The 14,856-nt window shown below is 65.8% G+C and carries 16 protein-coding genes; 13 read left to right on the forward strand and 3 right to left on the reverse strand.

Annotated features, from left to right (window positions below):
* Positions 1–39 precede the first annotated feature (39 nt).
* The 6 genes from AC50X7_RS11205 (at position 40) to AC50X7_RS11230 (ending at position 7,600) form a co-directional block, all read left to right on the forward strand.
* Positions 40–1,026 (forward strand): metal ABC transporter substrate-binding protein, encoded by a 987-nt coding sequence (locus tag AC50X7_RS11205; RefSeq protein WP_494979064.1) that lies wholly within the window; start codon positions 40–42, stop codon positions 1,024–1,026.
* The gene (locus AC50X7_RS11210) at positions 1,023–1,838 is read left to right on the forward strand and encodes a metal ABC transporter ATP-binding protein (RefSeq protein WP_494979065.1); all 816 of its coding nucleotides are present in this window, start codon (positions 1,023–1,025) and stop codon (positions 1,836–1,838) included. Before AC50X7_RS11205 ends, AC50X7_RS11210 begins: the two co-directional genes overlap by 4 nt.
* On the forward strand, positions 1,838–2,707 hold the full coding sequence (locus AC50X7_RS11215; protein WP_494979133.1) for a metal ABC transporter permease: 870 nt from the start codon (positions 1,838–1,840) through the stop codon (positions 2,705–2,707). Before AC50X7_RS11210 ends, AC50X7_RS11215 begins: the two co-directional genes overlap by 1 nt.
* 158 nt (positions 2,708–2,865) lie before the next feature.
* Positions 2,866–4,572 (forward strand): ABC-F family ATP-binding cassette domain-containing protein, encoded by a 1,707-nt coding sequence (locus AC50X7_RS11220; RefSeq protein ID WP_494979066.1) that lies wholly within the window; start codon positions 2,866–2,868, stop codon positions 4,570–4,572.
* A 386-nt stretch (positions 4,573–4,958) separates the two neighbouring features.
* Positions 4,959–6,419 carry an amino acid permease gene (locus AC50X7_RS11225; RefSeq protein ID WP_494979067.1) on the forward strand — a complete coding sequence of 487 codons (1,461 nt, stop codon included), beginning with the start codon at positions 4,959–4,961 and terminating at the stop codon, positions 6,417–6,419.
* Positions 6,420–6,529: 110 nt separating this feature from the next.
* On the forward strand, positions 6,530–7,600 hold the full coding sequence (locus AC50X7_RS11230) for a DNA polymerase IV (protein WP_494979068.1): 1,071 nt from the start codon (positions 6,530–6,532) through the stop codon (positions 7,598–7,600).
* Positions 7,601–7,712: 112 nt separating this feature from the next.
* On the opposite strand, the gene AC50X7_RS11235 is transcribed toward AC50X7_RS11230, so the two are convergent.
* On the reverse strand, positions 7,713–7,889 hold the full coding sequence (locus tag AC50X7_RS11235) for a CsbD family protein (protein WP_104044994.1): 177 nt from the start codon (positions 7,887–7,889) through the stop codon (positions 7,713–7,715).
* A gap of 140 nt (positions 7,890–8,029) precedes the next feature.
* Between AC50X7_RS11235 and AC50X7_RS11240 the strand changes: the two genes are divergently transcribed.
* The 5 genes from AC50X7_RS11240 (at position 8,030) to AC50X7_RS11260 (ending at position 12,206) form a co-directional block, all read left to right on the forward strand.
* Positions 8,030–8,491 (forward strand): SRPBCC family protein, encoded by a 462-nt coding sequence (locus AC50X7_RS11240; RefSeq protein ID WP_494979069.1) that lies wholly within the window; start codon positions 8,030–8,032, stop codon positions 8,489–8,491.
* Positions 8,491–9,168 carry a pentapeptide repeat-containing protein gene (locus AC50X7_RS11245; RefSeq protein ID WP_494979070.1) on the forward strand — a complete coding sequence of 226 codons (678 nt, stop codon included), beginning with the start codon at positions 8,491–8,493 and terminating at the stop codon, positions 9,166–9,168. Before AC50X7_RS11240 ends, AC50X7_RS11245 begins: the two co-directional genes overlap by 1 nt.
* A gap of 115 nt (positions 9,169–9,283) precedes the next feature.
* Positions 9,284–10,510, forward strand: coding sequence for a thiolase family protein (locus AC50X7_RS11250; protein ID WP_494979071.1), 1,227 nt, complete (start codon positions 9,284–9,286; stop codon positions 10,508–10,510).
* Entirely contained in the window at positions 10,510–11,334 is an 825-nt protein-coding gene (locus AC50X7_RS11255; protein ID WP_494979072.1) for an enoyl-CoA hydratase/isomerase family protein, read from the forward strand. The genes AC50X7_RS11250 and AC50X7_RS11255 overlap by 1 nt, the downstream gene beginning before the upstream one ends.
* Positions 11,334–12,206, forward strand: coding sequence for a 3-hydroxyacyl-CoA dehydrogenase family protein (locus AC50X7_RS11260; RefSeq protein ID WP_494979073.1), 873 nt, complete (start codon positions 11,334–11,336; stop codon positions 12,204–12,206). The genes AC50X7_RS11255 and AC50X7_RS11260 overlap by 1 nt, the downstream gene beginning before the upstream one ends.
* A gap of 9 nt (positions 12,207–12,215) precedes the next feature.
* Here the strand turns inward: AC50X7_RS11260 and AC50X7_RS11265 are convergent, their stop codons facing one another.
* Positions 12,216–12,449: a DUF6480 family protein gene (locus tag AC50X7_RS11265; RefSeq protein ID WP_494979074.1), complete on the reverse strand. Its 234-nt coding sequence runs from the start codon at positions 12,447–12,449 to the stop codon at positions 12,216–12,218.
* Between the two features lie 73 nt (positions 12,450–12,522).
* Between AC50X7_RS11265 and AC50X7_RS11270 the strand changes: the two genes are divergently transcribed.
* Complete coding sequence (locus AC50X7_RS11270) at positions 12,523–13,131, forward strand: GNAT family N-acetyltransferase (protein WP_494979075.1); 609 nt, start codon at positions 12,523–12,525, stop codon at positions 13,129–13,131.
* Here the strand turns inward: AC50X7_RS11270 and AC50X7_RS11275 are convergent.
* Complete coding sequence (locus tag AC50X7_RS11275; RefSeq protein ID WP_494979076.1) at positions 13,021–13,974, reverse strand: SGNH/GDSL hydrolase family protein; 954 nt, start codon at positions 13,972–13,974, stop codon at positions 13,021–13,023. The genes AC50X7_RS11270 and AC50X7_RS11275 overlap by 111 nt on opposite strands.
* A gap of 151 nt (positions 13,975–14,125) precedes the next feature.
* Between AC50X7_RS11275 and AC50X7_RS11280 the strand changes: the two genes are divergently transcribed.
* Positions 14,126–14,845 (forward strand): tyrosine-protein phosphatase, encoded by a 720-nt coding sequence (locus tag AC50X7_RS11280; protein WP_494979077.1) that lies wholly within the window; start codon positions 14,126–14,128, stop codon positions 14,843–14,845.
* Positions 14,846–14,856: the final 11 nt, after the last annotated feature.

Here is a 14,856-nt window from a genome sequence, read left to right on the forward strand (position 1 = left end):
CGTTGCCGGGAGAATTGTGCGTCCCCTAGAATATTCGGTATGCCTAAACTTTCATTTCGGTGCGCCAAAGTAGCCGCCCGAAGAAGCTCACTCCGCCAGGTGCGCTTCCGTGCCGCCGCGGCAGCCGCCGTCGTACTTTCCCTGCTGCTGACCGCCTGCGGAGGGGACGCCGCCGGAAACGGAAGCGACAGCAAGCCCGTGGTGCTGACCACCTTCACGGTGCTGGCCGACGTCGCACGGAATGTTGCAGGGGATAAGCTCACGGTTGAGTCCATCACCAAGGCCGGCGCCGAAATCCATGGCTACGAACCCACCCCCGGCGACATCCGGAAGGCCTCCAAGGCGGACCTCATCCTGGACAACGGGCTCAACCTGGAAGCCTGGTTCGGGCAGTTCGTCGAAGGCCTGGACGTGCCGCACGCGGTGGTGAGTGACGGGGTGCAGGTGATGTCCATCAGCGAGGACTCCTACCAGGGCAAGCCCAACCCGCACGCGTGGATGTCGCCCGTCAATGTGCAGATCTATGTGGACAACATGGTGAAGGCGTTCAGCGAACTGGACCCGGGCAATGCCGCGGCCTTCAGGGTCAACGGGGACGCCTACAAGGCCGAACTCCAGGCTGTGCAGGACCAGATGAAGTCCAGCTTGGCCGCAGTTCCCGAAACCCAGCGCGCCCTGGTCACCTGCGAAGGCGCGTTCTCCTACCTGGCCCGCGATGCCGGACTGACAGAGGTCTACATCTGGGCCGTCAACGCCGAGCAGCAGGCAACCCCACAACAGATCACCCGGGCCATTGAGTACGTCAGAGCCAACAAGGTCCCGGCCGTCTTCTGCGAATCCACGGTTTCCGACGCCCCCATGCAGCAGGTGGTGGGTGCTACCGGGGCAAAGTTTGGCGGCACCCTTTACGTGGACTCGCTTTCTGAAGCGGACGGGCCTGTACCCACCTACCTGGACCTCATCCGGCACGACGCTGAGGTCATCACCAAGGCGCTCGCCGGGGCAACGGCCGGGGCAGGATCATGACCACCCCGGCAATCCTCGTGGACAACGTCACCGTCCATTACGGCGAAGTGCGGGCACTGGATGCGGCCACCCTCACCCTTGATCCCGCCCGGATCTGCGGCCTGGTGGGCATGAACGGCTCCGGTAAGTCCACACTGTTCAAGGTGATCATGGGGATGATCAAGCCCGACGCCGGCACCGTACAGATCAACGGGCAGTCGCCATCGAGGGCGCGCAAGCAGGGCGGCATCGGCTACGTCCCGCAAAGCGAGGACGTCGACTGGCAATTTCCGCTCTCCGTGCGGGATGTGGTGATGATGGGCCGCTACGGCCACCAGGGGTTTACCCGCCGTGCGTCCAAAGCGGACCGCGCCGCCGTCGACGAAGCACTGGACCGGGTGGAACTGGGACCGTACGCCGGACGCCAGATCGGGCAGCTTTCCGGCGGCCAGAAGAAGCGTGCCTTTGTAGCCCGCGGCATCGCCCAGGGTGCCACCACCATGCTCCTGGACGAACCCTTCGCCGGTGTGGACAAGCGGTCCGAGGCCACCATCACCCGGCTCCTGCGGGAACTCGCCTCGGACGGCTGCACCATCCTGGTATCCACGCACGATCTTCACGCCCTGCCGCAGTTGTGCGATGAGGCGGTCCTGTTGATGCATAAAGTACTGATGCACGGACCGCCGGACGTGGTGCTGCAGCCCGGAAACCTGGCGATGGCGTTCGGCCTGGATGTGCTGGAGCGGGACCTGCCGGAAGGCAATACTTCGGCCAGCCGCGGCCGCCCCGATTCCGGCAGCGGCTTGTTGGACGGCAAGCGGGTGAACCAATGATGGAGATACTCCTCGAACCGCTGGGCTATGACTTTATGGTCCGCGCACTGGTGACCACCGCCCTGGCCGCGGTGGTCTGTGCCGTACTGAGCTGCTGGCTGGTGCTGATCGGCTGGTCCCTGATGGGCGATGCGGTGTCCCACGCCGTGCTGCCCGGAGTGGTGCTGGCCTACATTGTGGGGGCCCCGTTCGCGCTGGGCGCGCTGGTGTTCGCGCTCATCGCCGTGACGCTGATCGGGGTGGTCCGCAACACCAGCCGCGTGAAGGAGGACGCCGCGATCGGCATCGTGTTTTCCTCGCTGTTTGCCCTGGGCCTGGTGCTGATCTCGGTGACACCCAGCCAGACAGACCTCAACCACATCATTTTCGGCAACCTGCTCGGCGTCAGCGTTCCGGACCTGGTCCAGGTCCTGGTGCTGGGGGTGGTGGCATTTGCCATCCTCATCCTCAAACGGCGGGACCTCACCCTCTACGCCTTCGATCCCACCCATGCGCACGCCATCGGGCTCTCGCCCCAACGCCTCGGCGCCCTGCTCCTGGGCCTGCTTGCGCTGACCTCCGTGGTGGCCCTGCAGACCGTGGGTGTGGTGCTGGTGGTGGCCATGCTGATCATCCCCGGAGCCACGGCGTACCTGCTGACCGACCGCTTCGCGCGCATGCTGGTTATCGCTCCCGTGATCTCCGCCGTCTGTTCGCTCGCCGGTATCTACTTCAGCTACTACCTCGACACGGCCTCCGGCGCCATGGTGGTCCTCACGCAGGGGGTGGTGTTCGCCGTCGTCTATCTGTTCAGCCCGCGGCAGGGACTGATCGGCACCCGGCTGGCGAAGGCCCGCCGCCGGAAGGCCGTTGCCGTCGCCGCTGCTTGACGGCATGACCTCCGGCGGGCAGGCTGGAGCGATGAAGTCCTAGCCCACCAGCCCGGCAGAGTCGGGCTGGTCCCCAACGTCCAGGGCCGCCGTCGAGCACCGAACATAACCGGTTCAGCTCCGGTTGCCACACTGCGGAACTTATGCGAGGACTTCCCTTGACTGAACACATCAACCTTTCGGACGTCTCCCACGGATACGGCGACCGCCTGCTGTTCGACGGCATCAACCTGAGCATCCCTGCCGGCGAACACGTGGCGGTGGTCGGTGAAAACGGCGCCGGCAAATCCACGTTGCTGCGCGTCCTTGCCGGCTTTGAACTGCCTCATGAAGGGTCTGCCACCACTGGCGGCCGTGTTGGCTATCTCGCCCAGACCCATGGCCTGCCCGAGTCCTTCACCGTTGGCGGGGCGATTGACGCATCACTCGCGTCGCTCCGTGCCCTCGAGGCGGAGCTGGACCGGCTCGAGACCGGCCTGGCAGACGCGGAGGACAGCGATTTGGAAGCCTACGGCAGGCTTCAAACGGAGTATCAGCTGCGCGAAGGCTACGCCGCCGAATCGCGGGTGGAGGCTGCGCTGGACCGGTTGGGCCTGGGCGGCCTGGACCGGAGTCGTGCCCTGGCTTCGCTTTCCGGCGGGGAGCAGGAGCGCGTGGCGCTGGCCTGCGTCCTGGCGGATCCGGCGGACATCCTCCTCCTCGACGAACCCACCAACCACCTGGATGCCCGCGGAACAGCGTGGCTGGAAGACCGGCTGGCGGCCCACCGCGGCACTCTAGTGGTGGTCTCCCACGACCGCATGCTGCTCCGCAAGGTGGCGGCCACCATTATCGAGGTGGATGCCGAGCGCCGAGCGGTTAACCGCTACGGCAACGGGTACGACGGCTACCTTCGCGAGAAGGCAGCCGAACGCCAGCGCTGGGTTCAGCAGTACCACGGCTGGCTGAACGCCATGGAGGCCGAAAAGCGGCAGGCGGAGACGGTCGCCGGAACCATGGGGTACGGCCGCAAGCGCGACGGCGACAAGATGGGCTTCGACTTCAAGGCCGGCACCTGGCAGAAAGCCGCCAGCAGCCAGGTCCGGAACGCCCAGGAACGGCTGCGGCGGCTCGAAGCCAGCCCGGTGGAACAGCCGCCGGTGCCTTTGCGGCTTGCCGCGCCCGAGTCCTTGCCTTCAGCAGATGCGCCTGCCGATGCCGGCGGAGATCCGGCTGTGCCGCTGGCGGTCCACGGCGTGAGTGTTATGGGCCGGCTCGAACCCACTGACTTCCAGGCCGGCGTCGGCCAGAAGGTGCTGATCACCGGGCCGAACGGCGCCGGCAAGTCCACGCTGCTGTCCGTGCTGGCGGGGACGCTGCTACCCACCGAGGGACGGGTCACCCGGCCAGAACGGGTGGGCTACCTGCAGCAGGAACTGGAGCTGCCACAAAGGCCTTGGCTGCGGCTGCTGCCGGCGTTTGCGGAAGGGCTCGGCGGGAACATTGACGAGCATGCTGCAGCCCTGCTGCGGCTGGGACTGTTCCGCACCAGTGAGTTCCACGTGCCCGTTGGCAGCCTGTCCGCGGGGCAGCAGCGCAGGCTTGCGCTCGCCCGCCTGCTCCTGGGTGGCTACAGCACACTGATTGTGGACGAGCCCACCAACCACCTGGCGCCCGTACTGGTGGAGCAGCTTGAGGCGGCGCTCGCGGCCTTCACCGGGACCCTGGTGATGGTCAGCCACGACCGGGCCCTCCGCGAATGGTTTGCCCGTTGCCGCCGGGCTGCGGAAAACGGCGGAAACGGTGGCGGGAACTTGGGCGGAAATACCGTCACCGGGCAATGGCTCCGCTACTCCATGGACAAGGGCGTGCTCGCCCCGGCCTGACGCGTCCGGCTAATACGTGCCCACGGCTGCTGGTGACCCCGGCTGCCCGGGCCCGTTTCGACGGTTCCCCGCCGACTCGACGCGGGCCGCCGTCGAACGCGCAGGGAACCGTCGACACGGGGTGAGACGCCGCCCGCCGCCCGCCGACCGCCGCCCGCGCCCGGAACGTCGCCCGCGCCCGCGGGAGTCCGGTACTGCAGACCCCGGTGTAGCCCGCGTCACGTAGCACCCCTTCGCGTCTTGTAAGATAGACGAGCCGCTCGAAGCTTCGGCGCCACGAGAGATACCGGTCACAATCGGTTGCCCAATAGGGCAAAACCCCGAATTTGTGAGCGGAATCATCAGTGTTCCGGATGCGGCCAACCCCCAACCCACAAGGAATCGTTGTGCCTCAAAGTACCCCCACAGATCTGCAGAACAACACGGCACCATCCACCGCCGTCGACCCCACCCTCAGCGCCGAGGGTTACAGCAAGACCCTGGGCAGGCGCCACGTCACCATGATCGCCATGGGCGGCGCCATCGGCGTCGGCCTGTTCATGGGTGCCGGCGGCCGCCTCGCCTCCACCGGCCCGGCCCTGATTTTTTCCTACGCCATTGCCGGCGTCATCGCCTACCTGCTGATGCGGGCACTGGGCGAGCTCATCATGTACCGCCAGACCTCCGGCTCGTTCGTGAGCTACGCCGGTGAGATGTTCGGCAAAAAGGGCGCGTTCCTGTCCGGCTGGATGTATTTCATCAACTGGGGCATGACCGGCATCGCCGAACTGATCGCCATCGGGCTCTACTTCCAGTTCTTCTTCCCCAACGTCCCCGTGGAAGCCTCGGCCATCGCCGCACTGGCACTCCTGGTGGCCGTCAACCTGCTGAGCGTCAAGGCGTTCGGTGAGTTCGAGTTCTGGGCCTCCTGCCTCAAGGTGGGCGCCATCCTGATCTTCCTGGTGGTGGGCACCTTTATGGTGGTCACCAACGCCCAGGTGGGCGACGGCAACGCCTCGGTGGCTAACCTCTTTGCAGCCGAAGGCGGAATGTTCCCCAAGGGCGCACTGGTCATGGTCCTGGTCCTCAACGCCGTGATCTTCGCCTACAACGGCATCGAACTGGTGGGCATCACCGCCGGCGAGATGCAGAACCCGCAACGCGAAGTGCCCAAGGCAATCCGCGCCGTCGTGCTCCGCATCGTGGTGTTCTACGTTGGTTCCGTGACCCTGCTGGCCATGCTCCTGCCCTCGGACCAGTACGTGGCGGGCACGTCCCCGTTCGTCACTGTGTTCGGCCAGATGGGCCTCGCCTGGGTGGGCGACGTGATGAACATGATCGTGATCACGGCCGCCCTGTCCTCGTGCAACTCGGGCCTGTACTCGATCGGCCGCGTGTTCCGCACCATGGCCAACAACGGCCACGCCCCGCAGTGGCTCACCCGGATGTCCCGCCGCCACGTCCCGTACGCGGCCATCCTCGCCATCGCTGCGTTCTACCTTGTAGGCATCATGCTGAACATCTGGCTGGGCGGCTCGCACGCGTTCGACCTGGCGCTCAACACCGCCTCCATAGGTGTGATCTTCACCTGGGGCGCCATCTTCGCCAGCCAGATCGCGCTGCGCCACAAGAAGGGCGTCACGTCCAGCCTGCCGATGCCCGGTTCGCCGTGGACCAGCTGGGCCGGCCTGATCGCCCTGCTCGCCATCGCGGTACTGATCGGCTTCGACACCATGACCAGCAAGTCCGGTGAGGTGTTCTACCTGGGCCTCTGGACCCTGGCCACCATCCCGTTCTTCGCCGTGGTCCTGTGGCTGGGCTGGCAGAAGGTCAAGAACAACGAGCCCAAGAACGCGCTCTACAGCTAACACGAGAGAAGTACGACGACGGCGGGATCCCCTCGAAGGGGACTCCCGCCGTCGGCGTTTCCCGGCTTGGGAGGTGGTGCGGAGCGGCCGGCCGAGGCACACTAAGGCGTGTGAGGGAACCATGGGTGCTGCACGTGGACCTGGACCAGTTCATTGCGGCTGTCGAGGTGCTGCGCCGCCCCGAACTCGCGGGCAAGGCGATGATCATCGGCGGCCGCGGTGATCCGAGCGAGCGCGCGGTGGTTTCCACGGCGTCCTACGAAGCCAGGGCGTACGGCGTCGGCTCGGGAATGCCGCTGCGCATCGCCGCACGAAAAGTGCCCGACGCCGTCATCCTGCCCGTCGACCAGGACGCCTACCTCGCGGCGTCCGAGGAAGTCATGGCGGTGCTGCACTCGCAGCCGGGCGCTACGGTGCAGGTGCTCGGGTGGGATGAAGCGTTTGTTGGTGTGCAGACGGAGGATCCGGAGGCCTACGCCCGGCAGCTGCAGCACGCGGTCCTGAAGCAGACCCGGCTGCACTGCAGCGTCGGCGTGGGGGATACGCTGGTCCGCGCCAAGGTGGCGACGTCGTTCGGCAAGCCCGCCGGCGTCTTCCGGCTCACGGAAGACAACTGGCTCGAAGTGATGGGCAACCGGCCGACGATCGAGCTGTGGGGCGTGGGAACGAAGGTGTCGCGCCGTCTTGCCAAGCTCGGGATCGGGACCGTTGCCGAGCTGGCAACGTCCAATCCTGATGACCTGGTTCCTGAGTTCGGCCCCAAGATGGGTCCCTGGTATGCCCAGCTAGGGCGGGGCGACGGCGCGCGGATCGTCGATGACACGCCCTGGGTAGCCCGCGGGCACAGCCGGGAAACCACCTTCCAGCGCGATCTGACGGAATCCGCGCAGATTGACGACGCCGTCAAAGAGTTGGCGGCGCGCGTCCTGGAGGATGTCGCGGCCGAGGGGCGGCCGGTGGTCGGACTGACGCTCAAAGTCCGCTACGCCCCGTTTTTCACCAAGACGTATGCCCGAAAGATCCCCGAGACCTCGGATCCCGCGGAAGTGCTCGACCGGACCCTTGAGCTTGTGGCCAAGATTGAACCGGATCGCCCCATCCGGCTCCTGGGGCTGCGGGCCGAGATGACCATGCCCGAAGACTCCCGGCAGGGGCATACCCCCACCCGCAGCGGCTGGTGACTCGCTCCAATGGTTGGGCGGGCAAACAGAACGGCGGCGGATCCCTTGGGATCCGCCGCCGTTTCGCTCTGTCACAGCCCGCCTGGTTCAGCCGGACTGCCGCAGGAAGAGGCTAGTCGCGCTTGAACTCGTCCTTGACGCTTTCGCCGACCTTCTTGGCGTCGGCCTTGACCTGGTCGGTCTGGCCTTCGGCCTTGAGGCGGTCATTGTCGGTGGCGTTGCCGGTGGCTTCCTTGGCCTTGCCGCCGAAATCTTCTGCTGCGTTACTGATCTTGTCTCCGAGGCCCATGGTGGTGGCCTCCTTTCGTTTCCGTTGATCAAACAGTGCTTTTTCACACTAACACGAAGCTTGCTTACTAATTCAAGTCCGGTATTTCCACCATGAAGGGGCGCCTGTTGATTGTCCGCGCCCGCAGCTAGGCTCAAAACATGGACCACAGCATCAGCGTCACCCAGCACATCAACGCGTCCCCGGAAAGGGTCTGGTCCGTCATCACGGACATCCCCGGCTCGGCGGCAACGTTGTCCGGAGTGGACTCCGTGCAGCTCCTCACCGACGGCCCCTACGGGGAGGGGACGCGCTGGAAGGAGACCCGGAAGATGCTGGGCAAATCCGAGACCGTGGAGATGTGGGTGGTCGAAGCGGACCAGCACAGCAGCACCACCGTCAAGGCTGTCCAGGGCGGCGCGGACTACACCACGCGCTTCGGACTGGCCCCTCGCGACGGCGGCACTGACCTCACGCTCACCTTTGGCGCCGAGGTCATCAAGCCGACGTTCGCGAGCCGCCTCATGATGCTGCTGTTCGGCAGGATGGGCATGGCGGCCACCGGCAAGGCCCTAACAAAGGACCTGACGGAAATCGCTGCCAAGGCAGAGTCGCGTCCGTAGTGGCCGGGCGTCCTCCTAAAGCCGTTGCCGGCAACGTCTCTGCGCCCCGGCTCACGCCGGTCCGGCTGGAGAACCTGACGGACCAGCCGGCGGCGGATTTCCGCCGCGGTGAACGGTACGACGGCGGCCGGTACAGCCGTCCGGAGGCCGATGGTCTCGAGCTGAGCGGCACAGACTTCGCGGAGTGCGAGTTCCAAGGGGTCTCCTTCAACGACACCCAGCTCCGCGGCTCCTCGTTCCGCGACTGCATCCTGGGGGAGCTGTACGCGCCGGTGTTCAAGGCTTCCCGGACTACGTGGCGGGACGTTGAGTTGCGGAATCCGCGGCTGGGTTCGGCTGAGCTTTATGAAAGCGGCTGGCAGTCGGTCCGCCTTGACGGTGGCAAGCTGGACTTCCTCAACCTGCGCGGCGCCAGGCTCACCGACGTGCTCATCACCGACTGCATCATCAATGAACTGGACCTTGGCTCCGCCGCCGGTACCCGGGTGGCGTTTAAGAACTGCACCGTCGGTTCCCTCGACCTCGGCGGGGCGAAACTCAAGGACTTCGATATCCGCGGCACGGAGTTCCGCAGCATCAGCGGGCTCGGCAGCATGGCGGGCGTGGTGGTGGATGAGTACCAGCTGGGCCTCCTCGCGCCCCTGTTGGCCGCGCATCTGGGCGTTACGGTCCTCTAGGCCCCGGTACCCATAGGACAACCGCCCGTGTACTATTTACAGAACGAACGGTCGGTAAGTGGGAGTGCTGCCGGCCGCCGATGACAGTGCTGTTTATCGTGTGAAGGGTGTTTCCATGGCTGCAACCGCAGGTCCGCAGGCTTTCCTCGTTGGCGGGGTCCGAACGCCCGTGGGCAAGTACGGCGGCGCACTTTCGTCCATCCGCCCTGACGACCTGGCGGCCCTGGTAATCCGGGAGGCCGTCAACCGGGCCGGGCTGGATCCGGACAGCATCGACGAGGTCATCCTGGGCAACGCCAACGGGGCCGGGGAGGAAAACCGGAACGTCGCGCGGATGGCCACTTTACTGGCCGGGCTGCCCCTCCACATCCCCGGCATCACCGTTAACCGGCTCTGCTCTTCCGGCCTCAGCGCGATCATCCAGGCGAGCCACATGATCAAGGCCGGCGCCGCGGACATCGTTATTGCTGGCGGCGTGGAATCCATGAGCCGGGCACCCTGGGTGCAGGAAAAGCCCACCGCCGCCTTCGCCAAGCCCGGCCAGATCTTCGACACCTCCATCGGCTGGCGCTTCACCAACCCCCAGTTCCACAAGGGCGAGCTGTCCCGCGATGGCAAAATGACCTACTCCATGCCTGAAACAGCCGAAGAAGTGGCCCGCGTGGACGGCATCTCCCGCGAGGACGCCGACGCCTTCGCGGTCCGCTCGCACCAGCGGGCCCTGGACGCCACGGCTGCCGGCCGGTTCAAGGACGAAATCGTCGGGGTCACCGTCAAGACCAGGAAGTCCGAGCACGTTGTCGACACGGATGAAGGCCCCCGGGCGGACACCACCTTGGACGTCCTCGCCGGGCTGCGGCCGGTCGCGAACGGCGGAACGGTAGTCACGGCCGGCAACTCGTCGTCACTGAACGACGGCGCTTCGGCCATCATCGTCGCCTCGGAAGCTGCCATTGAAAGGCTGGGCCTAACACCCCGCGCGCGGATCATCGACGGCGCCTCGGCCGGCTGCGAGCCCGAAATCATGGGCATCGGGCCGGTGCCTGCCACGCAGAAAGTCCTCAAGCGGAGCGGCCTCAGCGTAGGTGACCTTGGCGCCGTCGAACTTAATGAAGCGTTCGCCACGCAGTCCCTCGCCTGCATCCGCCGGCTGGGCTTGGAACCAGAGATTGTGAATAACGACGGCGGCGCCATCGCTTTGGGGCACCCGCTGGGTTCCAGCGGGGCCCGGATCGCCATCACCCTGCTGGGAAGGATGGAGCGGGAGGACGCCCGGGTGGGGCTGGCCACCATGTGTATTGGTGTTGGCCAGGGCACAGCGATGCTGCTGGAGAAAGTCTGATGCCGGGCCCCGTGGACCTGGCAGCGGAGAAGTTCCATGCGCTGCTGGTGGAAGAGCGCAGTGACCGCGTGGTGGTGCTCCTCAACCGTCCTGAGGTCCGGAACGCCATCGACCAGCAGATGGTGGATGAACTCCACGTGGTCTGCACCGCCCTCGAGCAGAACCCGAAGGTGCTGGTCATCGCGGGTGTGGAGGGCGTGTTTGCCTCCGGGGCGGACATCGGGCAATTGCGCGAGCGGCGCCGGGACGATGCCCTGCAGGGGATCAACTCCAGCATCTTCGTCCGGATCGCCAAGCTGCCCATGCCGGTGATCGCTGCCCTTGACGGCTACTGCCTGGGTGGCGGGGCCGAGCTCGCCTACGCGGCCGACTTCCGCATCGGCACACCCAACGTCCGCATCGGCAACCCGGAAACCGGGCTCGGGATCCTCGCCGCGGCCGGGGCCAGCTGGCGGCTCAGAGAGCTGGTAGGGGAGCCGGTGGCGAAGCAGGTTCTGCTGGCCGGCCGGGTCCTTGGCGCAGAGGAAGCGCTGGCCGTGAACCTCATCACCGAAGTCCACGAGCCTGGGGAGCTCCTGGACGCGGCGCATCACCTGGCGGATCGGATTGGCCGCCAGGACCCGCTGGCCGTGCGCATCACCAAGTCCGTATTCCATGCCCCGGCCGAAGCGCACCCGCTGATCGACCAGCTGGCCCAGGGCATCCTCTTCGAATCCGAGGCCAAGTTTGATCGGATGCAGAGGTTCCTCGACAAAAACGCCGCCAAGAACGCTGAAAAGAACACCGGTGCGAAGGCCGGCAACGAGACCGGAGAGAAGAACTGATGAATACACCGCAACCTGCCTCCGGCCTCCCTTCCCGCGTGGGTGTCCTCGGCGGCGGACGCATGGGTGCAGGCATCGCGCACGCCTTCCTGGTTAAGGGCGCTGACGTACTGGTGATCGAGCGCGACGAGCAGTCAGCCGAGGCTGCCCGGCAACGGGTTGAATCCGCCGCAGCCAAGAGCATTGAGCGCGGTGCCGTCGACGCCAACCTGGATGAACTGGTGTCCCGGCTTGCCCTGGGCGTTGATTATGGCGCCTTCAAGGACCGGCAGCTGGTGGTCGAGGCCGTGCCGGAGGACTGGGACCTGAAGGTCACCGCGCTGCGTGGAATCGAAGAGCAGCTTTCGGGGGACGCGTACTTGGCATCCAACACCTCGTCACTGTCCGTGAGCGGCCTGGCCAGTGAGCTGGACAGGCCGAGGAACTTCCTCGGACTGCATTTCTTCAACCCCGTTCCTGCCTCCACCCTGATCGAGGTGGTGCTTGGAACACGCACGTCTCCCGAACTCGCTGCCGCGGCCAAGGGGTGGGTGGAGGCACTCGGCAAGACCGCCGTCGTGGTCAATGACGCTCCAGGCTTTGCGTCCTCAAGGCTGGGCGTTGCCATCGCCCTGGAGGCGATGCGCATGGTGGAGGAAGGGGTGGCCTCTGCCGAGGACATCGACGCCGCCATGGTCCTGGGCTACAAGCACCCCACCGGGCCGCTGAAAACCACCGACATCGTGGGGCTGGATGTCCGGCTCGGCATTGCCGAATACCTGCATTCCACGCTGGGTGACCGTTTCGCTCCGCCGCAGATTCTCAAGGACAAGGTGGCCCGGGGTGAATTGGGACGCAAGGCCGGGAAGGGCTTTTTTGACTGGCCCAGCTAGGACAGCGGGCTAGTCGAAGAAGCCCACAATGTAGCCGATGAAGTACAGGAGGCACAGCAGGACCACCACCGCGATAGCTGCGATCACCAAGAACTGCGTGCTCTTCTTGGTGCCGTGCTCATCATGGCCCTGGGGCCCGGCTGTGGAGGCTTCACCCGGAGGCGTTTCGCCCGGCGGCACTCCGCCTCCCGGCTCCAAGCCTGTAATCTTGTCGTCCTCCGGATCCGGATTATTTCCTGACACGTTAACTCCCTTGCTCGCGGTCCTGGTGCTTTTCCAGCGTACCGGTCCCGATGGTTGGACCTAGGCTGGTGCGGTGACCTTCCTTGAACCCCTTACCCTGACCGGCCGGTATGTAACCCTGGAGCCGCTGAATCAGGAGCATCACGACGGCCTGGTCCATGCTGCGCGCGACGGTGAGTTGTGGCGCCTCTGGTACACGTCGGTGCCGGCTCCTGACGAAATGGAAACCGAAATCCAGCGGCGGCTCACCCTGCAGGAGCAGGGTTCGATGCTGCCGTTCACCACCCGGCTGATCGACCCCGCCACCGGCGGCCCGGGCAGGATCATCGGGATGACCACCTATATGAATGCCGACGCCGGCACTCCCCGGGTGGAGATCGGCTCCACCTGGAATGCCGCTTCAGTGCAGGGAACGGGGACGAATCCGGACTCCAAGCTGCTGCTCCTGCAGCACGCGTTCGAAGTTCTGGGCTGCCCGGCCGTGGAGTTCCGGACGCACTGGCTCAACCACCAGTCGCGCGAGGCCATCGCGCGGCTGGGCGCCAAGCAGGATGGCGTGCTCCGCAACCACTCAAGGACGCGGGACGGCATCCTGCGCGACACTGTGGTGTTTTCCATCCTCGAACACGAATGGCCCATGGTCCGTGCCGGGCTCGAGTACCGGCTGGCCCGGCGGGGGTAGGGCGGGCTGGAAGACGCGGGCAGCCCTTAGTGCGGCGAAGTACGCCTCATAGCCTGCTGCGTTCGGGTGGAAGTTATCCGGACTGACAGGGTCGGTCGGGCCGCCAAGGATCAGGTTGATCCAGGGGTCCCGCGACATGGCGCCATGGCCGAGGAAAGCGGGCCGCACGTCGATGAATGTGGCTCCGGTGCTGTAGGCGGCCTTGGCGATGGTTGCGTTCAGTCCGTCGGACAGTTGAGTGGCCTGGTAGATGAACAGGGACCGCGGGTCGGTTTGGCCTGCGGGGATCGGGTCCAGGAGGTAGGGGTAGCCGGTCACGACGATCCTGGCGTTAGGCGCTGCGGCTTGCACGTGCTCGATCATCGCGACAACATCACGGTACAACTGGCCGCCGGAGATTTGGGATGTGGCGAAGGTGATCGAAGTTCCACATCCCGTACCTGGCGTGCCACCCGCCAATGCTGCGCCGCAAGAAACGATGATGTTGCCGAAGCCGATGTTGTTGCCGCCGGCGGTAATGGTTACGAGCTCGGTGCTCTTGTTCAGCTTGCGGAGCTGGTGGTTGACAACGTCCGAGGTTGTTTTGCCGCTACAGGCCGCGTTCGTGACGAGGTTGATGGCTGCGGCTTCATCCGCGAGCTCGGAGTAGGCATTTTCGCTCCGGTAACACCCGTCGAGGTACGGGCCCGCCCCCTGCCCGGCGGCGAAGGAGTCACCCAGGGCGATGTACTTGGTCTTCTCTGCAGCCTGCGCCGGGACCATGGCCAAGCCCGCGGCCATAACAACGCCGGCGAGGCTGGCCGCGAAGGCCGAGTGCCGCCGTCGTACTTTTGCTGTTCCCATCAGGGCTCTCCTTTGAACGATGGACAGAAGGCATGTAGGTGTCACCGTACGCCGGCAGTCCCCGGCCGTCACGGGGCCCGGCTATCCAATTTCACCAAAATGTCCCCTAAGCGACGTGCGGCTCCTGTGGCCAGTGTGGTTAGCTGTCCGGATGAACAGAGCGGACGGGTCCATGGACTGGGATGGTGCTGTCAACGCTTGGCACGTGGCCGGTGGTGTTTACCGGATGGGGCGGCGGGAGTGGCTGACCGAAGCGGGTTGGCGGCAGGCGCACGACGACGGCGTCCGCACCGTGATTGACATCCGTAACGCTGCCGAGGCGGGGCGCCGGGACAGTGACCCGCTGGTGGCGGACACAGCCTTGGCCGGAATCACAATCGTTACTGCGCCTACCGAGGTGCCGGGCGATCCGCGCTTCGTAAAACTGTCCGGGCCCTACCTCAACGATCCCGCCTACTGTGCAGACAACGCCCGGCTCTTTCCGGAAAAGCTGGCGGGCGTCTTTCGTCAGCTTTCGGCAGCGGCGAGCCGCGGCGACGTGGTGCTGCACTGTGCCGCCGGCCGCGACCGCAGCGGAATGGTGGCAGCAATGGTCCAGGACCTTGCGGGGGACTCGGACCAGGAGATCGCCGACAGCTATCGGCGCGCAGCCCGCGGCATCAACGAACGCTACCGCACCCACGGTCCGCCGCACGCCCGGGAACGCTATGTTGAGGAAACCGAGCTGGCGCCGCTGCTTGAGCAGCGCGGAGTCGCGGTGGTGGACTTTGTGCGGAGCCTGGATACGCGTGCTTTTTTGCTGCGGAACGGCGTCACGCCTGGCGAGCTGGGCGCGGTGCTGGCCCTCTGTGGAGCCGGGGTGTCCCGATGAAGGGGGCCAAG

The sequence above is a fragment of the Pseudarthrobacter sp. Hb11 genome, from assembly GCF_059383655.1.